At 64.9% G+C, this 18650-nt stretch carries 19 protein-coding genes; 11 read left to right on the plus strand and 8 right to left on the minus strand.

What is annotated here, in order from left to right:
• Positions 1-4: 4 nt before the first annotated feature.
• Positions 5-1285 (minus strand): FAD/NAD(P)-binding oxidoreductase, encoded by a 1281-nt coding sequence (locus HGI46_RS09310; RefSeq protein WP_168903959.1) that lies wholly within the window; start codon positions 1283-1285, stop codon positions 5-7.
• A gap of 169 nt (positions 1286-1454) precedes the next feature.
• Here HGI46_RS09310 and HGI46_RS09315 point away from each other — a divergent pair, with 169 nt between their 5' ends.
• From HGI46_RS09315 to trxC, 5 genes are read left to right on the plus strand one after another with little or no spacing between them, the layout of a single operon-like run.
• Positions 1455-1787 carry a rhodanese-like domain-containing protein gene (locus HGI46_RS09315; RefSeq protein WP_168903960.1) on the plus strand — a complete coding sequence of 111 codons (333 nt, stop codon included), beginning with the start codon at positions 1455-1457 and terminating at the stop codon, positions 1785-1787.
• Between the two features lie 25 nt (positions 1788-1812).
• The gene (locus HGI46_RS09320) at positions 1813-2826 is read left to right on the plus strand and encodes an efflux RND transporter periplasmic adaptor subunit (RefSeq protein WP_168903961.1); all 1014 of its coding nucleotides are present in this window, start codon (positions 1813-1815) and stop codon (positions 2824-2826) included.
• 4 nt (positions 2827-2830) lie between these two features.
• On the plus strand, positions 2831-6055 hold the full coding sequence (locus HGI46_RS09325; RefSeq protein ID WP_168903962.1) for an efflux RND transporter permease subunit: 3225 nt from the start codon (positions 2831-2833) through the stop codon (positions 6053-6055).
• On the plus strand, positions 6042-6368 hold the full coding sequence (locus tag HGI46_RS09330) for a metalloregulator ArsR/SmtB family transcription factor (protein ID WP_168903963.1): 327 nt from the start codon (positions 6042-6044) through the stop codon (positions 6366-6368). Before HGI46_RS09325 ends, HGI46_RS09330 begins: the two co-directional genes overlap by 14 nt.
• On the plus strand, positions 6365-6808 hold the full coding sequence (gene trxC, locus HGI46_RS09335; protein ID WP_168903964.1) for a thioredoxin TrxC: 444 nt from the start codon (positions 6365-6367) through the stop codon (positions 6806-6808). The genes HGI46_RS09330 and trxC overlap by 4 nt, the downstream gene beginning before the upstream one ends.
• Positions 6809-6850: 42 nt before the next feature.
• Here the strand turns inward: trxC and HGI46_RS09340 are convergent, their stop codons facing one another.
• From HGI46_RS09340 to HGI46_RS09355, 4 genes are read right to left on the minus strand one after another with little or no spacing between them, the layout of a single operon-like run.
• Entirely contained in the window at positions 6851-7555 is a 705-nt protein-coding gene (locus HGI46_RS09340; protein ID WP_168903965.1) for an ABC transporter ATP-binding protein, read from the minus strand.
• Positions 7548-8750 (minus strand): ABC transporter permease, encoded by a 1203-nt coding sequence (locus tag HGI46_RS09345; protein WP_168903966.1) that lies wholly within the window; start codon positions 8748-8750, stop codon positions 7548-7550. The genes HGI46_RS09340 and HGI46_RS09345 overlap by 8 nt, the downstream gene beginning before the upstream one ends.
• The gene (locus HGI46_RS09350; protein WP_168903967.1) at positions 8747-9928 is read right to left on the minus strand and encodes an efflux RND transporter periplasmic adaptor subunit; all 1182 of its coding nucleotides are present in this window, start codon (positions 9926-9928) and stop codon (positions 8747-8749) included. The genes HGI46_RS09345 and HGI46_RS09350 overlap by 4 nt, the downstream gene beginning before the upstream one ends.
• Positions 9919-10524 (minus strand): TetR/AcrR family transcriptional regulator, encoded by a 606-nt coding sequence (locus HGI46_RS09355; RefSeq protein ID WP_168903968.1) that lies wholly within the window; start codon positions 10522-10524, stop codon positions 9919-9921. Before HGI46_RS09355 ends, HGI46_RS09350 begins: the two co-directional genes overlap by 10 nt.
• A gap of 89 nt (positions 10525-10613) precedes the next feature.
• Between HGI46_RS09355 and HGI46_RS09360 the strand changes: the two genes are divergently transcribed.
• From HGI46_RS09360 to HGI46_RS09375, 4 genes are read left to right on the plus strand one after another with little or no spacing between them, the layout of a single operon-like run.
• Positions 10614-11480, plus strand: coding sequence for a class I SAM-dependent methyltransferase (locus tag HGI46_RS09360; RefSeq protein ID WP_168903969.1), 867 nt, complete (start codon positions 10614-10616; stop codon positions 11478-11480).
• Positions 11473-12234, plus strand: coding sequence for a hypothetical protein (locus tag HGI46_RS09365; RefSeq protein ID WP_168903970.1), 762 nt, complete (start codon positions 11473-11475; stop codon positions 12232-12234). The genes HGI46_RS09360 and HGI46_RS09365 overlap by 8 nt, the downstream gene beginning before the upstream one ends.
• A 29-nt stretch (positions 12235-12263) precedes the next feature.
• Complete coding sequence (locus HGI46_RS09370; RefSeq protein ID WP_168903971.1) at positions 12264-12734, plus strand: potassium channel family protein; 471 nt, start codon at positions 12264-12266, stop codon at positions 12732-12734.
• A 36-nt stretch (positions 12735-12770) separates the two neighbouring features.
• A complete protein-coding gene (locus HGI46_RS09375; RefSeq protein ID WP_240946677.1) occupies positions 12771-13265 on the plus strand; it encodes a DUF2202 domain-containing protein in 495 nt (164 codons plus the stop codon).
• 128 nt (positions 13266-13393) lie between these two features.
• Here HGI46_RS09375 and HGI46_RS09380 read toward each other — a convergent pair whose 3' ends face one another.
• On the minus strand, positions 13394-14221 hold the full coding sequence (locus tag HGI46_RS09380) for a TlpA disulfide reductase family protein (RefSeq protein ID WP_168903972.1): 828 nt from the start codon (positions 14219-14221) through the stop codon (positions 13394-13396).
• Positions 14222-14368: 147 nt separating this feature from the next.
• Here HGI46_RS09380 and HGI46_RS09385 point away from each other — a divergent pair, with 147 nt between their 5' ends.
• Together HGI46_RS09385 and HGI46_RS09390 are read left to right on the plus strand one after the other, a co-directional pair.
• Entirely contained in the window at positions 14369-15019 is a 651-nt protein-coding gene (locus HGI46_RS09385; protein ID WP_168903973.1) for a peroxiredoxin, read from the plus strand.
• The gene (locus HGI46_RS09390; protein WP_168903974.1) at positions 15016-15414 is read left to right on the plus strand and encodes a metalloregulator ArsR/SmtB family transcription factor; all 399 of its coding nucleotides are present in this window, start codon (positions 15016-15018) and stop codon (positions 15412-15414) included. Before HGI46_RS09385 ends, HGI46_RS09390 begins: the two co-directional genes overlap by 4 nt.
• On the opposite strand, the gene HGI46_RS09395 is transcribed toward HGI46_RS09390, so the two are convergent.
• Both HGI46_RS09395 and HGI46_RS09400 read right to left on the minus strand, forming a co-directional pair.
• Entirely contained in the window at positions 15395-17002 is a 1608-nt protein-coding gene (locus HGI46_RS09395; protein ID WP_168903975.1) for an ATP-binding cassette domain-containing protein, read from the minus strand. The genes HGI46_RS09390 and HGI46_RS09395 overlap by 20 nt on opposite strands.
• A complete protein-coding gene (locus tag HGI46_RS09400) occupies positions 16999-18624 on the minus strand; it encodes an ATP-binding cassette domain-containing protein (RefSeq protein ID WP_168903976.1) in 1626 nt (541 codons plus the stop codon). Before HGI46_RS09400 ends, HGI46_RS09395 begins: the two co-directional genes overlap by 4 nt.
• Between the last annotated feature and the right edge of the window lie 26 nt (positions 18625-18650).

Genomic DNA, 18650 nt, shown 5'->3' on the forward strand with positions numbered 1-18650 from the left:
CTCCTTACTTGAAGCGCAGCTTGCGGATGCCGAGCGCATGCATGGCAAGCTTTTCATAGAATGGTTCGCTGGTGCCGCGGCGCACTTTGTGGAGGAAGTACTTCTCGAATCCGATCTTGGCCAAGTGGACCCACTTGCCGCTCGACGACCAGTTGACATTGCGGGGCGGGATCTGCGGCTGGGCGACGAAGGCCACGCCGCCATCGCCGAAGTCCGCGAGGCATACCGCGTTCCATGTGGCCTCTTCCGCCGGCTCCTTGCCCTCAAGTTCAAGCGCGAGATTGTGCGCAATCGCAGTGACCATCGATTCGATCATGAACCCGGTCTTGGGCACGCCCACCGGCACCGGCGTGGGGCCGATCGGCGGGATCGCAACGCAGACACCCAGCGAATAGACGTTCTTGAAAGCAGGATTACGCTGATGCTTGTCGGCGAGGATGAAGCCGCGCGGGTTGGTGAGGCCCTCGATGCCATGGACAGCAGCGACGCCCCGGAAGGCCGGCAGAATCATCGAGTAGCCGAATGGCAGCGCGTGCGCAGCCTTGACCGATCCATCGTCGCCAACTTCCTCGACGTGCATCGTGCCCTCTTCGACCTTCGCGATCCGGGCGTTGGTAATCCACTTGATATGGCGGTTGCGCAGCTCGCTCTCGAGCAGCCCCTTGGTGTCGCCCACACCGTCGAGACCCAGGTGGCCGACATAAGGCTCCGGACTAACATAAGTCATCGGCACCCGGTCGCGGATCTTGCGGCGCCGAAGCTCGGTATCGATAATGAGGGCGAACTCGTAGGCCGGGCCATAGCAGGAGGCTCCCTGCGCGGCGCCGATAACGATGGGCTTCGGATCCTCGCAGAACCGGTCGAATGCGTCAGCGGCATGGGCGGCGTGATCAGTACGGCAAACCGATTGCGTAAAGGCGTCGGGCCCCAGGCCTTCGACTTCATCAAAGGCGAGTTCCGGACCGGTGGCAATCACCAGGTAATCGTAGTCCAGCGAAGTCCCATCGTTCAGCTCGACCCGGTTCTCTGCAGGGTGGACTCGTTTTGCGCCTGCGGAAGTGAAGCCGATACCCTTCTTTTCCATGATCGGGGGCAAGTGAACCTTGATCGCCTCGGGGTCGCGCCAGCGGACCGCCACCCAGGGATTGGAAGGCACGAACCAGTAATCTTCCTGGTCGTTCACCACCATCACGTCGGCCTTGCCCTTCACGGCATCGCGGATTTCATAAGCAGCGATTGTACCGCCAAGTCCTGCACCCAGAATGATGATCTTGGGCAACGCCATCGTCTTTCTCCCTCTTGCCCAGCTCCGAGAGGGTCATACGCCCGAACGGTCTGGCTGGCATGATTGCGATATCGGAGTTGACTAATATAAGGTATATACGATATGCGCAAGTCATAAAGTGTCGGTACCTACTACCAGAATGGGGCCGACGTAGCAGGAGCATTGCATCATGTTCGGATTTGGCAAGGCAAAGCACAAGGAAATCAGCGCGCATGAGCTCGCTGACCTGCTCAGCGCGGGCAAGGCTCTGGTGGTCGACGTGCGCGAGGCCAACGAGTTTGCGGACGGGCATATTCCCGGGGCTGTGAACATGCCGCTGTCGTCATTCCAGCCTTCCCGGTTGCCATGCCCGGAAGGCAAGGTGGTTGTGCTCAACTGCCTTGGCGGCAAGCGGTCGGGGATGGCACTGGACAAGTGCAGCGTGGCGCAGGACGTTGTCGACACGCACCTTGCGGGAGGTTTCGGCGCCTGGTCGGCTGCCGGACTTCCGGTAGAACGTTAATCAAGAATCCAGGCGGGGCTGAACGATGCGAAACACACTGAACGGGATTGCGGCGATCGGTCTCTGCCTGACGCTGCCGCTGGCAGGCTGCAGCTCTGGCGAGGAGGTCGCCGAGGTTGCCAAGGCCCCTGCCGGTCCGAGACTGGTTCTGGCCGCGTCCGATACGGTGGCATGGCAGGATGTGGCAGCGGAAATTGCCACGGTCGATCAGGCCCAGGTCCTTGCCCGGATCCCCGGCATCCTCACATCGCTCTCCGTCCGCGAAGGCGATCTGGTGCGCAAAGGCCAGGTGATCGGACGTATCGTCGACAGCCAGCTTGGGTATCAGTCCGGCGCCTATGGCGCACAGGCTGCGGCTGCCCAGGCGCAGGCCGCGCAGGCTGCGGCAGAGCTGGAACGGGTGCGTTTCCTCAACCAGAACGGCGTCTATGCCAAGGCCCGGCTCGAACAGGCGCAGGCGGCCGCCTCGGCCGCGCAGGCTCAGGTTCGGGCCGCCCAGGCCCAGCAGGCGGCAGTCGGCGCGGTTGCCGGACAAGGCGCCCTCGTGGCCCCTGCCGATGGCAGGGTACTTCGGGCGGATGTTCCTGCTGGCGCCCCGGTTGCGCCGGGCATGCCCATTGCCGTGATTACCGCTGGCCCGACCATTGTCCGCCTGACCATGCCGGAATCTCTGGCTGGCAAGGTTCGTCCCGGTGCGCAGGTCATGGCCGACGGGCGGACTGGCCGCGTCGTCAAGGTTTACCCGGCGATCACCGCGGGTCAGGTCATGGCCGATGTCGACATGCCCGGCATCGACAACAGCACGATCGGACGGCGGGTTGCGGCCAAGGTCGAAACGGGTGCGCGCAAGGCGCTGCTCGTACCGGCAAATTACGTCACCAGCCGCTATGGCATCGATTACGTGACCGTCCTTGCCAAGGATGGCAGCGCTGCCCAGGTTCCGGTGCAAACTGCACCTTCCCCGGAAAGCGGCAAGGTGGAATTGCTCTCGGGTGTTGCGGCTGGCGATACGCTGATCGCTCCCGCCAAGGGGAACTGAACCCATGAACCTTGGAATTTCGGGCAAGCTGACCCGGGCGACGATCAAGTCGCCGCTTACGCCGCTGTTTCTGCTGGCCGCGATCATCGTCGGCCTGATCGCCACGATCTCGATCCCGCGCGAGGAAGAGCCGCAGATCAAGGTGCCAATGGTCGACATCATGGTGCAGGCCCCCGGGCTTGCCGCGCCCGATGCGGTGGAACTGGTCGCCAAGCCGCTGGAAACCATCGTGCGCAGCGTCGACGGGGTGGAGCACGTCTATACCCAGGCTCAGGACCACGGCGTGATGGTCACGGCGCGGTTCCTGGTCGGTTCCAACCCGGAAGACGCATCGATCCGCATCAGCGAGAAGATCGAGGCGAACAAGCACCGGATCCCCGCCGGGATTCCCTTCCCGCAAGTGACCGTGCGCGGAATCAACGACGTGCCCATCGTCGTCCTGACGCTGACGCCAAAGGCGGGCGCGGCCGGGCAATGGAGCGATCAGGCCCTGGCCGAGCTGGCAGGGAAGCTGCGTACCGAAGTGGCCAAGGTGAATGACGTTGGCCTGACCTTCCTCACCGGCGGGCAGCGCATGGCCCTGCGGGTCGTGCCCGATCCCGGCAAGCTTGCCGCCTATGGCGTGCCGCTGGGCAATCTGATCGAAGCGGTGACCCAGGCGAACCGCGCGTTCCCGGCAGGCACCGTGCGCGAGGGCGGGCAGGCGACGCTTGTGGTTGCCGGGCAGAGCCTGGGCGATGCACAGGAGCTTGCCAATCTGCAGGTTCGCAGCGCGCGTGGTGCGCCTGTTTTGCTGTCCGACATTGCCCGCGTTGAACAAGCGCCAACCCAGGACCAGGCCCGTTCGTGGCGCTGGGCCAAGGATGCGGACGGCACATGGAACATGGCGCCCGCTGTCAGCCTGGCGATCGCCAAGCGTGCGGGCGCGAATGCGGTTACCGTGTCCGAACAGGTGGTCGAGCGGGTCGAAAGCCTGGAAGGCACCCTCATTCCCGCTGGGGTCGAAGTTGCCGTCACCCGCAACTATGGCGAAACGGCGAACGAGAAGGCCAATGAGCTCATCTTCCACCTCGCGCTCGCCACGGTGTCCATCGTCGCGCTGATCGGCTTTGCCATCGGCTGGCGCGAGGCCGGGGTGACCGCCATCGTCATCCCGACCACGATCATGCTGACCATGTTCGCGTCCAATGTCATGGGCTTCACGATCAACCGGGTCAGCCTGTTCGCGCTGATCTTTTCGATCGGCATCCTGGTCGACGATGCCATCGTGATGATCGAGAACATCGCGCGTCACTGGGCGATGAACGACGGCAGGAGCCGGATCGACGCCGCCGTGGAAGCCGTGGCGGAAGTCGGCAACCCCACGATTGTCGCGACGCTGACCGTGGTTGCCGCGCTGCTGCCGATGCTGTTCGTCTCGGGGTTGATGGGGCCTTACATGGCACCGATCCCGATCAATGCTTCGGCGGCGATGATCTTTTCGTTCTTCGTGGCGGTGATCATCGCGCCGTGGCTGATGATCCGCTTTGCCCGAAAGGCACTGACCCACGGCCACGACGAGGCGCACGGCGGCAAGCTTGGCGCGCTTTACCGGCATTATGCGCTCAAGGTGATCGCCACCAAGGGTAGCGCCAAGCGGTTCCTGATCGGGGTCGGGGTGGCAACACTGGTTGCCTGCTCGATGTTCTATTTCAAGGCTGTGACGGTGAAGCTGCTGCCCTTCGACAACAAGAGCGAGGTGCAGATCGTGGCCGACCTGCCCGAAGGCACCAGCCTTGAGGCGACCGCGCGCGTGTTGGAACAATCCGCGGCAGTGGCGCGCCAGCTTCCCGAAGTGGTCTCGATGGAAGCTTATGCGGGCGCGTCCGCCCCGTTCAACTTCAACGGCCTGGTGCGCCACTATTTCCTGCGTAACCAGCCGGAAATGGGCGACCTGATGGTCACCCTGCTGCCCAAGGGCGACCGCTCGCGCGCGAGTCACGATATCGCCGTGGACTTGCGCGAACGCCTGAAGGGCCTGCCCCTGCCAGCGGGCGCTTCGCTGAAGGTGGTCGAAACCCCGCCCGGCCCACCGGTTCTGGCCACCCTCCTGGCTGAGATCTATGGCCCGGACGAGGCCACCCGCCAGAAGACGGCTACCCAGGTTGAAAAGCTGTTCCGCTCGGTTCCCTTTGTGGTCGATGTCGACAACAGCTTCGGGCAGCCGCGGCCTACGCTGCGGCTGGTGCCCGACCGGGCAAAGCTGGACCAGTACGGCTTGTCCGAGCGGCAGCTGTTCGATTCCATCGGCGCGCTGATGGGTAAGCAGGTGATCGGTTATGCGCCGCGCGGCGGCAACGAGCGGGAACCCCTGCCGATCGAGATTGCGCTCGACCAAGCACAGCGCCAGTGGTCGGCGACGCTTGCGGCAACCCCGGTGGCGGCGACGCATTCGGGCCAGCTGATTGCCTTGGGTGATCTGGTCACGGCCAGCATCGAGCCCGGGAGCCCGGCAATCTTCCGCCGGGATGGACGCGGTGCCGCCATGGTCACGGCCGAACTCGCCGGTCGCTATGAAGCACCGATCTACGGCATGCTGGCCGTAAACGATGCCGTGGACGCGTTTGACTGGAAAGCGGCAGGGCTCACCAAGCCCGAGGTCCTGCTGAACGGCCAGCCGGCCGATGAAAGCCGCCCTTCGCTTTTGTGGGATGGCGAGTGGGAAATCACCTGGGTCACGTTCCGCGACATGGGTGCCGCGTTCATGGTTGCCTTGCTCGGTATCTATGTGCTTGTCGTCGGCCAGTTCCGCAGCTTCACGCTGCCTCTGGTCATCCTGACCCCTGTGCCGTTGACGCTGGTCGGGATCGTCTTTGGCCACATGATATTCCAGGCTCCGTTCACGGCGACGAGCATGATCGGCTTCATCGCGCTTGCCGGTATCATCGTGCGCAACTCGATCCTGTTGGTGGACTTTATCCGCCACACCCGCACAGCGGACAAGAGTCTGCGACAGACGCTGATCGAAGCCGGCATGATCCGTTTCAAGCCAATCGTGCTGACGGCGGCGGCGGCGATGATCGGCGCGGCGGTGATCCTGACCGATCCCATTTTTCAGGGACTCGCGATCTCGCTGCTGTTTGGCCTCGCCTCCTCCACGCTGCTGACAGTGCTGGTGATCCCGGCGATTTATGTCGTCCTTCGCGATGACGGCCGCCCTTATTCGGAAAATGCCGATGAAGCCTGCTGACCTTTCCGAGCTAAAGACCAATGCGTCGGCCATGGCGGCGCGCATGAAACTCATGAGCCATCCTGAAAGGCTGCTGATGCTCTGCCGGATGGATGAGGGCGAAGTGTCGGTCGGAGAGCTGGTCTCGCTGTCCGGCCTGTCCCAGTCATCGGTCTCGCAGCATCTTGCCATGCTGCGGGATGAGGATGTCGTGAGCATCCGGGGAGAGGCGCAGATGCGGTACTATACCCTCAAGGACCCGATTGTGCGGGCGATCATTCATGCGCTGTGCGAACTGTGTGGCCAAAGTGCCCAATGCCAGGGGCAAGGATGACTGGCCAACCGCTCCTGATAGTGTGCCCGGCCTGTTCTACGGCCAACCGCGTCCCGCGCGAAAAGCTCGCTTCGGGCGGCAAACACGGGCGATGTGGTCATGCTCTGTTCGATGCCCGGCCGGTCACGCTCGGCGCCATCAATTTTGATGCTCACGCCACCAGAAGCGATATCCCGCTCCTGGTTGATTTCTGGGCACAGTGGTGCGGGCCGTGCCGCCAGATGGCCCAAGCGCTCCAAGCGGCGGCGGCAAGTCTCGAACCGCATATGCGATTTGGAAAGCTCGACACGGAAGCCGAGCAGGCTATCGCCGGGCGCTTAGGTATCCGTTCCATTCCAACGCTCCTCATGCTGCACAAAGGCCGCGAGATTGCCAGGCAATCAGGGGCGATGCCGGCGAATGCGATTGTCGCATGGGCGCAGAAGGCTTGTGCCTCCTGACAGGCACTGACCGTCAGTGCAAAGCTAGCCGAGCGGAGGCGCTCAGGTCGGCGCTTGGCTACCGGCTTCCTCGACCGTGACGCCATCGCGGATGTTGTAGAGACGCCGGAAGGTCGGAATGATCTTTTCATCATGGGTGACCACGATGATCGCAGTCTCGAACTGCCGGGCCATGGTATTGAGCAGGTCGACAACGGCGAGTGCGCGGACGCTGTCAAGTGGTGCGGTAGGCTCATCGGCAAGGATGACCGGCGGTCGGTTGACCAGTGCGCGGGCGATGGCGACGCGCTGCTGCTCGCCACCTGACAATTGTGAAGGCATGGCTGCCGCGCGGTGCGCCACATCAAGCGCCTCCAGCAGGTCGCGGGCCTCCTTGCGCGCTTCCGCGTTAGGCTTGCCGGCCAGCATCGGCAGCAGGGCGACATTGTCGGTCACGTCAAGGAACGGGATCAGGTAGGGAGCCTGGAAGATGAAGCCGATCAGGTCGCGGCGCAGTGCGCGCAGATCGGAGACTTTCCAGCCATCGTCGTAGATCACCCTGTCGCCAATGGTCATGCGGCCGGAAGTCGGCTCGATCACCGCGCCGAGGCATTTGAGCAGCGTGCTCTTGCCGGAACCGGAAGGGCCGATCAGACCGACCACTTCGCCCTTGGCGACCGACATGTTGACGCCGCGCAGGGCATGGACGGCGGTATCGCCCTGGCCATAGGTCTTGACCAGGTTCTCGATGCGGATGCCTTCAGCCACCGATTGCCTCCGCCGGATCGACTTTCAGCGCGGCATGGATCGCCAGCAGGCTCGCCAGCGCGCAGATCGCCATGACTGCAAAGAATCCGCGAACGGAATCGGCCGGCAATAGCAGCACGTATTTGGGGAAGAACGGCGCCCAGAAAGTGGCGGCGATCTTGCCGACGGCAAAGCCGATCAGGCCCAGGCCCAGCGCCTGTTGCAGGATCATGCCGGCAATCGTGCGGTTGCGCGTACCGATCAGTTTCAGGACGGCGATTTCGCGGATCTTGCCGATGGTCATGGTGTAGATGATGAAGGCGACGATCGCGGCGCTGACGATGGCCAGGATCACCAGGAACATGCCGATCTGCCGCGCCGAGTTGGCGATCATCTTGTCGACCAGGATTTCTTCCATCTGCGCGCGGGTATAGACGGTCACGCGCTGCCAGCGCCGGATGGCGGCGGCAACGGCGTCGGCATCGGCGCTGGGTGCAACGGTCACCAGCACGGCATTGACGTTGGTGCTGCTGGCCTGCGCGGCGTTGACCGCTTCGGCCACCGCCGGATTGCCCGGCGGGTTCAGCGCCGGGCTGGATGCGTTGCGCGCCCGCTGGCGGACGATGGCATCGGCATCCCTTTCGAACTGGGCTTCCTGCGCGTCCTTGAGCGACAGGAACAGCATCGGATCGCCACCGGAGGACACCATCCGGCTGGTCAGTCCGACGATGCGATAGGTATTCCGGCGCACTTTCACCTGATCGCCGATGGCAAAGCCGGTCTTCACATCGGCCACGGCCTCGTAATGACCCTGAACGATCCGGCGCCCGGCCATCAGATGCGGGGGCTGGCCAGGCTCGCCCGGCTGTGTGACTTCTGCCCCCACCACCATGACGCGCACGTCCTTGCCCCGGTGCGCGATCTGCATGGTCAGATAGGTAACGCCCGCTGCCCGGTCCACCCCCGCCATGGCGCGGATGGGGCGTTCGGTATCCTCGTTCAGGCTGGAGGGTTCGGCATAGGGGCCCAGTGTGTCCTTCTGCACCACCCACAGATCGGCCCCGCTGTTGTCGAGCAAGGCCTCGGCATCGTCGATCATGCCGCGATAGACCCCGGCCATCGACAGGGTGACGCCGATCAGCAGGCCCAGCCCCACGCCGGTAAGCACGAACTTGCCCCAGCCATGCAGGATGTCGCGGCCGGCAAGGCTGATCATGGCAGCTTGTCGACCACGGTGATGCGGCTGGAGGCCGTGAGCGGCCGGGCGCTATGCAGGATGACCTGATCGCCCCTCGTGAGGCCGTCCAGCACCTGGACCCAGCCGTCGGCATCTTCCGCGCCGAGCTTCAGGGCCACGAATTTCAGGTCGCCGTCGCGCAAAGCCCATGCGCCCACCTCGCTGCCGATGCGGTGAATGGCCGCATTCGGCACCGCGAGCGTGCGCCCGCGTGCCGGAAGGCCAATGGTCACTTCGGCGAGTTCCCCGATCGGCGGGAGCATTGTACCTGCATCGAAGGCCACCTTGGCCAGCACCTCTTCGGTCACGGCGTCGGCCACCGGCTCCACCCGCAGGATGGCGCCGCGCAACGGGGTGTCGATTCGTGAGTGCAAGACGATGCGTGCCGGAAGGCCTGCCGCGATGCCACCCGCGCGGGTCTGGTCGAACCGCGCGTTGATCCAGAGCTCAGCCGGATCGACGATTTCCACGACGGCTTGTCCGGCCACCACGGTTGTGCCCGGTTCGGCCAGGCGGCGGACAACCAGTCCGGCCCTTGGGGCTATCAGGCGCAAGTTGGCCTTCTGCTCTTGCAAGGCTGCACGTTCCGCCCCGGTACGGCCTCGGTCCTGTACAGCTGCCGAACGGTTGGCCTGCGCTGCGGCAAGTGCCGCCTCGGCGGCTGCCAGGGCCTGGCGTCGCTGGTCCAGTGCTGCGCGGGTCAGCCAACCGCCCCGGAACAGCTCTTCGCCGCGGGTGGCCTCGCTGCGGGCTAAGGCCAAGCGGGCACTGGCATCGGTCACTTGCGAGGCAGCTGCCGCCTCCAGTGCGGCAGAGCGACCGGCGCTGCCCGATGCTGCGGCAATGCGCTGGTCGAGATCGATCGGGTCGATCACGGCCAGGACCTGCCCGGCTTCGACCCGGGCGCCCACATCAACCGCCAGGCTGGCGACGCGTCCCGGCGCGGTTGGCCCGATCCGGTGGGTATAGCGCGCTTCCACCGTGCCTATCCCGAACAAGGCCGGCGTGATCGCGCGCTCTTCGACCCTGACGACCGTTACCTTGACCGGAGCCAGCGGGCCGGAGCGGAGGGCGACGAAGCCAAGCAGGAGCACCAGGGCGGCAAGTACGACCATCAGCAACAGGGCGCGGCGGCTTTGCGGCAAGGCTATGCGCATGGCGAGGCTCCCAGGCTCTGTTGGAACAAGCCGAACAAGCGCCGGGCAAGGACCGGCATGGCCGTAAAATCATCGACCGCGAGACCCTGCATGACCATGCCTTGCACCATGGCGAGGAACAGCACAGTCGCGGCTTCAACATCAGTGGTGTCCGCGATAGCACCTGCCTCGCGGGCAGATTGAAGTTCGCGCGCCACGCGCGCCCGGTATCCAGCCATCAGCTGGCGGGCGATGGCCTTGGTCGGGGTGTCGCCAGCGCGTTGCAGTTCACCGAAGAGGATGCGTGGTACGCCAGGCTGCTCGATGACGAAATCGACATGGGTGGCCAGCATCGCTTCCAGCCGGGCGAGCGGGGAGAGATCGGCTGAAAGGTTGTCAAACCGATGGTTCAATTCGGCGCAGGTCCATTCGAGCACGGCGGTCCAGATCGCCATCTTGTCCGGAAAGTGCCGGAACAGCGCGCCCTGTGACACGCCCATCGCCGAGGCGATTTGCCCGGTGGTCATCACGGCCGGATCATGGGTTGCCGCCAACTCAATCACGGTCGCCACGGTCTCGGCTCGGCGCAAGTCGGCGGAGAGATAGGGACGGTTCATTGCCATACCCTGCCACAAAGAAAGCGACTGGTCACTTTTCTTTTTTGGCAGTGCGGTTATGGTGCGTTGATCACCACAGGAGACCCGCGATGACCGACGCCTCCCACCATCATGCCGATGCCCTCAAGTATGAAGACTGGGCCGGCGAAATGGGCGCGCGCTGGCTCGCCAACCTCACGGGCTTTGAAAGCACGATTGCGCCGGCGGGCGAGGCGCTGCTGGCCCATGCCGCCTACCAGCCCGGCGAACGCGTGGTGGACATCGGCTTCGGTGGCGGGGCGACCAGCCTTGCCATTGCTCAGGCCGTCGCCCCGAAAGGTGAAGTCGTCGGCATCGATATTTCACCTGACCTAGCCGCTGCGACGACGCGCCGTGCGGCGGCTGCCGGAATTGCTAATGCGCGCTTCATTTGCGCCGATGCGGCCACCGTTGCCGTGCCGGAGATGCCGTTCGACCGGCTGTGTTCGCGCTTTGGCTCGATGTTCTTTTCCGAGCCAGTCCCGGCCTTCGAAAACCTGCGCGGCCTGCTGAAGACCGGCGGACGGCTCGATCTTGCCGTCTGGGGGCCGCCGCAGCAGAATCCGTGGATGCTTGAAGGCATGGCCGTGGCCCGCCGTCATGTCGAAATGCCCGCGCCCGTGCCGCGCGCGCCGGGACCGTTTGCTTTCGAAGAACGCGACTACATGGAAGAAACGCTGATCGCGGCAGGCTTCAGCAATGTGAATATCGTTGCGGCCAAGGGAGAGCTGCCCGTCGGCGGTCCAGGCGCTACGCCGGAACAGGCACAGGCCTTCGTGCGCCACGCACTCGCCTTTGGACAGGCGCTGCTCGATTACCCGCCGCAGGTCCAGGAAGCAGCTGCCGCGGAGCTGACATCGCTTTACACCAAATACTATCGCCCGGGCGAAGGGGTGATGATGGGGTATGCCATCTGGCTGGTCAGCGCCAATGCCTGACAATCGCCGCTTTACCATACGCTTTGGCTGCGCGTTCCTGCCGGCTGTCCTGCTGTTTGCCGCACCTGCCATTGCCGAACCCACCCCGGTTACGGTGCGCGTCATCAGTCAGGACGCCAAGTTTGTTGGCGACAGCACTGGCGGGGCGCAGGTGATCCTGCGCGATGCGGAGAGCGGGCGCATTCTCGCCGAGGGCATAACGGCAGGCGGCACCGGCAATACGGATCGGATCATGCAGTCGACTGGCCGCAGCCCGCTGCGCGCGACGGACGATGCAGCTGCCTTTCACGCAACGCTGGATCTCGTCAGGCCAACCTTGGTCGAACTGGAGGTCAAGGGCGCGCTTGGCCGCCCAGGTTCCGCCGTCAAGGTTACTGCGCAGCGCTGGATGATGCCTGGAGTGCCGATGACAACCGGCGATGGCTGGAGCATCGAATTGCCCGGCCTTGCCGTGACGCCCATGGCCAGCCTTGAGCCGGAGGGCCTGCGGATTACGGCGAAGGTCGAGCCGATGTGCGGTTGTCCGCTGATCCCTGGCGGCCTTTGGGACTCAGCCGATTACGAGGTTGAGGCAAGCCTCTGGCAGGATGGTCATCAGCTTCGCAAGGCGAGACTGGCATTTGCGACTGCGCCCGGCGGTTTCACCGGGACGCTCCCGCTGCCGGCGAGCGGGCGCTACACGCTCGTCCTGTTCGGGCGCAACACGGTTACCGGAAGTTCGGGGTTGGGACGGATCGAAGTCCAGGTGCCCTGATCTCCACCGTAAGGAAGGCCTTTGCTGCCATGATCCTGCTCTGGGCCCTGCTGATTGCCTTTGCGACCGTGGGATTGTGCGTCATCGTCCACTATGAGGCGCTGCGCCTCACCTCGCTCCTCATTCCCCGGCTGACCATCCCGCCGCGACCCAAGGTCCTGGTGGTGATCGCGGCAGTTTTTCTCGCTCACCTGGCCGAGATCGTGGTCTTTGCGGTTACGTACCGGTTGATGCAGCCTTTTCCTCAGCTGGGCGAGATCGCCGGCCACTTTTCCCGCAGCGCGGTCGATTATTTCTACTTCTCGATCACGAGCTTCACGACGTTAGGTATTGGCGACCTGTTCCCCCACGGCGCCTATCGCATCGTGGTCGGTTTTGAATCCCTGACGGGCTTCGGACTGATTGGCTGGTCGGTGTCTTTCACCTATCTTGTCATGCAGGAATTCTGGACCCAGCATGGACCCAGGCCAAAGCGCAAAATTGGCCGTGATGAGCGATGAACGCGCGGCTGACTCAGGTCTCCAAGGAGTGCCAGCATGCCTAACATCAATCTGAAGACTGTCTTGGTGGAAGCGCTGGACGACGAGCGCAAGGCCGAGGCGACTTATCGTGCCGTCATCGAGAAATTTGGCGAGGTCAGGCCCTTCATCAACATCATCGAGGCCGAACGGCGCCATTCCGCAGCGATTGAGCGGCAGATGATACGCCTGGGCTTCGCGATCCCGGCCAATCAATGGCAAGGCAAGGGCATGGCCCCGGCTACGCTGGCAGAGGCTTGCAGTATGGCCATCACGGCTGAGGTCGAGAACATAGCCCTTTACGATCGGCTGCTGCCCGCCATCGCTGACGACTCCGTCCGGCATGTCCTTCAGAACCTGCAGGATGCATCGCGAGATAATCACTTACCGGCGTTTCGACGCTGCCTTGAACGTGAGAACGGCGGGGACGGAAGTGGCGGCGCCAGAGATGGACAGGGAAGTCAGGGGCGACATGGTCGGGGTCGGGGCCCTCGCGGCGGATGCTCGATCTGATCATGGGGCAGCATCGCCTCCCGAGCTGGAGCAAGATGCGGCCTCTGCAGTAGGCCCATCGGGAAGGCTTTGACGCGGTGCTGGTCGCCAGACCGCAATGTCCCGGCTCTTGCGTAAAGAGGCTACGGTTACGGCCGTTCCAGCGCCCGGATCGCAATGTCGAGCTGAACGCGGTTAATCTCGCCCGTGTGGACCTGGCGGACCGTGCCATCGCTGGCAATGAACAGGGTCGTCGGCAGCGCTCCGGCGCCGATCATCTCGTTCAGCAGCCCTGACGGATCGCTGGCGACATGGGCGGGATCTAGCCCTTGAGCGCGCAGGAAAGCCGTGATCTGGGCGGACGCTTCGCCCTGGTTCACCAGCAGGATTTCGGCCCGGCGCTCCGTTGCAGCCGCCTTCGTCAACATCGGCATTTCGCGGCGGCATGGCGGGCACCAAGTGGCCCAGAGGTTGAGCACGATGGGCCGCCCCCGCAGGTCCCCGATCCGCCAGGGCGGCAAAGGGGCGGTTTCCGCAGCGACCCGTTCCAGCGTCAGGGTCTGTGGCAGGCGGAGCGACGACTTGCTCTCTCCAGCAGCCAGGAAGCCGGCCCAAGCCAGCGTCAGGCCGGCCAGCACACCCAGCCCGGCCAGTACCGGTTTACGGCGGCGCAAGGTCACGATCAGCACCAGTCCGGCGGCCGCCACGCCTGCATGCCAGTTCCATCCGCCCAGCCATGCCTGCAGGGCCGCGACCGGCTCAAGCGCATAGCTTTCGCGGTATTGCCAGACATGGCCAGCCCGTGCGGCGACGAGGCCCGCCAGCAAGGCCAGGCCTGCCGACTGCCAGGCGGCTACCCGATACCGGCGCACAATCCAGTCTAACGCCGTCAGGAAAGTGAGCATCAGGCTAACCGCCACGAGGCGGTCCAGCGCCAATGCCAGCGGGCCAATCTGGATGATGTCGTTCGGGTTCAAGGTGCCTTGCCGATCATGACCGATATCAATGACGTTGTGATTGCCGCGTCTAGCAGGAAAGCTTCCGCGATAGTCCAGGGCGGGAACATTGCCATGAATGCAACATTTATTTAAAACGATCAAATCGGGGCCGGTCAGGAGGGGCATATGGACGATAGTGACGGCAAGGCTTGTGACGCGCCGGTGCGCATTGGCGAAGCTGCGCCGGATTTTATCGCCCGTTCGACCGAAGGCATGGTTCGCTTGTCCGACTATCGTGGCCGCTGGCTGGTGTTCTTCTCGCACCCCGGCGACTTTACCCCCGTCTGCACCAGTGAATTCGTGGCCTTTGCCCGCGCCTTCGACCGCTTCGAGGCCTTGGGGTGCAGCCTGCTTGGCCATTCGGTCGACAGCCTGTTTTCTCACCTCGCCTGGATCCGGGCGTTACATGATGACTTGGCTGTGACCGTGCCCTTTCCCATTGTCGAAGATCCCAACCTCGAGATCGCCCGCGCTTTCGGTATGGTCTCCGCAGAAGCCCACAATGCAGCATCGGTGCGGGCCGCCTATTTCATCGATCCGCAGGGCATTGTGCGGGCGATGAACTGGTATCCGCTCGCTGTCGGGCGGTCGGTTGACGAGATACTGCGGATCATAACCGCGCTCCAACGCACGGCAGACGGACAATGCCTGACCCCCGAGGGTTGGCAGCCGGGCGATCCGCTGCTGGCGCAACCGGGCTTTAGCAAGCATGAGGCGCTCGCCGCCGAAAAGGCGACGGAATGGTTCTATCGTCCGGTTACGGACCACCAGCCATGATGGCGGCCCCAGCTTTGTCCAGCACCGAGGAGCAGGCCGAACTGCTGCGGGTGCTCGGCCACCCGATGCGCCTTGCCGTCCTCAAGGAGTTGACCGGAGGTGAGCGCGCGGTGGGCGACATTGCCGAGCGCACGGGGTTGGGCCTGTCCGTGCTCAGTCAGCAGCTGGCAATCCTGCGCAAGGCGGCGCTGGTTTCCTCGCGGCGCGAGGCCAAGCAGGTGTTCTACACGATTGATGCCGACCAGATGAAAGTGGCCCGGGCCGTTCTCGATGCCCTGGTTCCGGAGGACGGAACCCGCGGTGCCTCGGAGAGCACGCGTCCTGCTGAACCGCCCCGTCCCGATGTGCGGCTTGGCGCGGCCATGTTTGCGCAAGTCAGCCGCGTAACGCGCTGATAGGAACCAGCGTGACCACCTGACGAGCGAGCAGGTGCAGGCCGCTGCGGTGGCTGACCAGCACCAGCCCGGTTCCGGTCTTGTCCAGCCATGCCGACAGGCGCTGGCACAGCGCAAGTTCCGTTTCCGGGTCCAGCCCTTCACTCGGTTCATCGAGGACCAACCAGGGTTTGGCTGCCAGCAGCGCACGGGCCAGCGCTAGCCGCTTGCGCTGCCCGCCCGACAGGCGCGCGCCATTGTCACCGAGCCACTCGCCGAGGCCCTGAGGAAGGCTGCGGACGGTTTCAGCGAGGCAAGCGGTTTCCAGTGCGGCCCACATTTCTGGCTCGGTAATGCCCGGACGGGCCAGACGCAGATTATCCGCAACGGTGCCGGCAATCATCCCTGCATCCTGCGGGGCATAGGCAAACAGTGGACGTAAACCCGCCAGCCCCAGAGCGCGAACATCCTGTCCGTCCACGGCCAAACCTTCCGGCGCATCGCTGCGCAAGCCGATAAGCGTGCCCAGCAGGCGCGACTTGCCTGAGCCTGAAGGCCCGGCGATCAACAGGCGTCCACCCGGGGGCACGGCATGGAACTGACCATCGATGGTGACAGCAATGCCCCCGCCGACGAAGGGCAAAGTCGCATCGGTCTGGCGGGCGGGCAACATGGCGATGCTTTCCAGACGGGTGATGGCATCGTGCACCCGCAGGCGTTCCATGTCCGTCCGGGCCAGCGTCGACCAGTTTTCCGTCGTGGCCGCTGCGGCAAGGGCCGCCAGGGCCACCAGCGCCGCGCCGCCATCGGCCAGCGCCAGCACGCCCGCCACGGTCAAGGCTGCCAGCACCAATTGCACCCCCTGGAGCATCACTTCGCCCCGGGCCAGCGCGCCGCGCGCCGTGTCCAGCGCACGAGTGTGCGGTTCGAGTGCGACGATGACCTGCGTGCCCAGCCCATAGACCGCGATCTCGCCGGAACAGGCAGCATAGCTCGCATAGTCAGCCTTGAGACGATTGAGCGCTGCGGCATGCTCCTGTCGGGGCTGGGCCAGCAGGCGCGCTGTCAGCATCCGCGAGGATAGCCGCATGGTCGCAAGCCCCGCCAGCAGCGTCAGCGCCGCTGGCCAGCCCGCCAGACTCGCCGCGATCAGGCCTGCTACTGCCCCAGCCAAGGCGCCCGGAACCGTGACCTTGCGAACCACGCTGTCCTCCAGCGCATCGACATCGGAGCCAAGCCGGGCCGCCATGTCGCCGCTTGACCGGGCCAGAGAAAGTGACGGATCGCTTGCCGCCAGCCGGGCAAACAGGGCAGGGCGCAAATCCGCCAGGGCAAACAGCGCGGCCCGGTGGCCGAACAGGCGCTCGCCATAGCGGCTGAGCGTGCGGGCGATCGCAAGCCCCCGGATCCCAGCGCTTGGCAGCAGGTAGTTGAAGGCGCGCACACTGGCCACGCCGCCCGCGCCGGCAAGGGCGGCGCCGGTCAGGAACCAGCCAGACAGCGCCAGCAACGCCACGCCCGCCAGGGCCGCGACCATGGCCAGGCCGATGGCGATGGCCGTGCTGCGGCGTTGCCGCCGGGTTGCATCGCGCAGGAGGCGCTCGATCATGGCATCACCATGCGGCTTTTTGCGCAGGCGATCAGCGCCGGATCGTGCGTGGCAGCGATCACCAGACGGGTGCGGGCGGTGTCTTGCAGCAAGGCAATCACCTTGGCTGCGGTTTCGGGATCGAGATCGGCGGTCGGCTCGTCAAGCAGCAGCAGTGGCCGCCCGCTGGCAATTGCGCGCACCAGCCCGATCCGCCGCCGTTCGCCGCCGGACAGGCCGGACCCCCGCGGATCGATCGTCAGGTCTTCGCCCCGCGCGGCAATCAGGGCAGTCAGGCCGCTCGCATCGGTTAGCCGGGCGAGTTCCTGCGGTCCAAGGTCCTTGCCGCCAAGCCGAAGGTTGTCCGCCAATGTGCCGGGCAGCAGCAGGGGGCGCTGCCCGGCCCAGCCTGTCAGGGCCGGCAACGCGCTCGCGGCGACTGGCGTGTCATCAAGGATGATCCGGCCCGCCGATACCGGCGCCAGGGCGATCAGGGCATGGAGCAGCGAGGATTTTCCGGCGCCGGTCGGTCCGGTCACCACGTGCAGGCCGGGCCCCTGCCAGCACGCGCTCACCGGACCAATACAGTTGTCATCAGCATAGCGGATCGTCAGACCTTCGGCGCGGAGCTGGCAGACGCGATTGCGCGGGACGGCTCTGGCTTGCACCGTCGGTAAGTGGGCCTGGTCCAGCGCGTTGGCCACGCTGCGTTCGGCAGCATGGCCTTGCTGCTTGTCGTGGTAGGCCGCCGCGAGCCGCCGCATGCCGAGATAGAATTCCGGAGCCAACGCGAGGGCGAAGAAGGCCTCGCCAAGGCTCAGGTCTTCCGGAGCCGGGAACGGCAGCAGCCCCAGCAGCGAGAAGCCGCAATAGACCGCCACCAGTGCGACGGAGAGGGCGGCGAAGAATTCCAGCATGGCGCTGGATACGAACGCGATCCGCAAGACCTGCATCGTGCGCCCCGCCACTTCGCGGGCTGCCCCGCCGATCTGGCGTGTCACGCGATCCTCCGCCCCGAAGGCCAGGATCGCCGGCAGAGCAGCCACGCGATCAACGAACAGGCCGGACAGGCGCGACAGGGCCAGGAACTGCCGGTCCGCCTCAGCTTTCCCGGCCAGCCCCGCCAGCGCCATGCCCGCCCCGAAGGGGATCAGCGTAGCCAGCAGGATCAGGGCGGAAAACCAGCTGGCCAAGGCGACGGCCATGGCAATGATGAAGGGCGACAGCATCGCGGCATGACGCAGCGGCTGAAAGCGGGCGATCAGCCCCTCATGCGCTTCCACGTCGTCGATCGCCACGCGCAGATCCTCGCCGATCAGGCGGCCTCGCATCTGCCCGCTGGGCAGCAGCGCGGTCATCACGCGGACCCGCAAGGCAGACTTTGCATGGGTGGCAGCCTTTTGGCCCGCCAGCCCCGCCAGCGCCTGCGCGCCAGCGCGAAGCATACCGCTGATCCCGATCCCGGCCAGCAGGCACCAGCCTTGAGTCGGAAGTCCCCCGGCTGTCCACGATGCGATGAACGCGGCCAGGCACCCGGCAAACAGCACGGCGCCCACGGTGTCGCCCAGCCACCACAGTACTGCGACCTGGCTGGCCGGACGAGGCGTTCTTCTCGCGGCGAATTGGGACTGTTGCGGCGGCATGGGAGCTTTCAGGTCGCGATTGACGA

The sequence above is a fragment of the Novosphingobium sp. ERW19 genome (assembly GCF_012641315.1).
GTDB lineage: Bacteria > Pseudomonadota > Alphaproteobacteria > Sphingomonadales > Sphingomonadaceae > Novosphingobium.

Coding starts and splice junctions, on each gene's coding strand:
- HGI46_RS09310 (WP_168903959.1), bottom strand. CDS start 1,285: ATGGCGTTGCCCAAGATCATCATTCTGGGTGCAGGACTTGGCGGTACA.
- HGI46_RS09315 (WP_168903960.1), top strand. CDS start 1,455: ATGTTCGGATTTGGCAAGGCAAAGCACAAGGAAATCAGCGCGCATGAG.
- HGI46_RS09320 (WP_168903961.1), top strand. CDS start 1,813: ATGCGAAACACACTGAACGGGATTGCGGCGATCGGTCTCTGCCTGACG.
- HGI46_RS09325 (WP_168903962.1), top strand. CDS start 2,831: ATGAACCTTGGAATTTCGGGCAAGCTGACCCGGGCGACGATCAAGTCG.
- HGI46_RS09330 (WP_168903963.1), top strand. CDS start 6,042: ATGAAGCCTGCTGACCTTTCCGAGCTAAAGACCAATGCGTCGGCCATG.
- trxC (WP_168903964.1), top strand. CDS start 6,365: ATGACTGGCCAACCGCTCCTGATAGTGTGCCCGGCCTGTTCTACGGCC.
- HGI46_RS09345 (WP_168903966.1), bottom strand. CDS start 8,750: ATGATCAGCCTTGCCGGCCGCGACATCCTGCATGGCTGGGGCAAGTTC.
- HGI46_RS09350 (WP_168903967.1), bottom strand. CDS start 9,928: ATGCGCATAGCCTTGCCGCAAAGCCGCCGCGCCCTGTTGCTGATGGTC.
- HGI46_RS09355 (WP_168903968.1), bottom strand. CDS start 10,524: ATGAACCGTCCCTATCTCTCCGCCGACTTGCGCCGAGCCGAGACCGTG.
- HGI46_RS09360 (WP_168903969.1), top strand. CDS start 10,614: ATGACCGACGCCTCCCACCATCATGCCGATGCCCTCAAGTATGAAGAC.
- HGI46_RS09365 (WP_168903970.1), top strand. CDS start 11,473: ATGCCTGACAATCGCCGCTTTACCATACGCTTTGGCTGCGCGTTCCTG.
- HGI46_RS09370 (WP_168903971.1), top strand. CDS start 12,264: ATGATCCTGCTCTGGGCCCTGCTGATTGCCTTTGCGACCGTGGGATTG.
- HGI46_RS09375 (WP_240946677.1), top strand. CDS start 12,771: ATGCCTAACATCAATCTGAAGACTGTCTTGGTGGAAGCGCTGGACGAC.
- HGI46_RS09385 (WP_168903973.1), top strand. CDS start 14,369: ATGGACGATAGTGACGGCAAGGCTTGTGACGCGCCGGTGCGCATTGGC.
- HGI46_RS09390 (WP_168903974.1), top strand. CDS start 15,016: ATGATGGCGGCCCCAGCTTTGTCCAGCACCGAGGAGCAGGCCGAACTG.
- HGI46_RS09395 (WP_168903975.1), bottom strand. CDS start 17,002: ATGATCGAGCGCCTCCTGCGCGATGCAACCCGGCGGCAACGCCGCAGC.
- HGI46_RS09400 (WP_168903976.1), bottom strand. CDS start 18,624: ATGCCGCCGCAACAGTCCCAATTCGCCGCGAGAAGAACGCCTCGTCCG.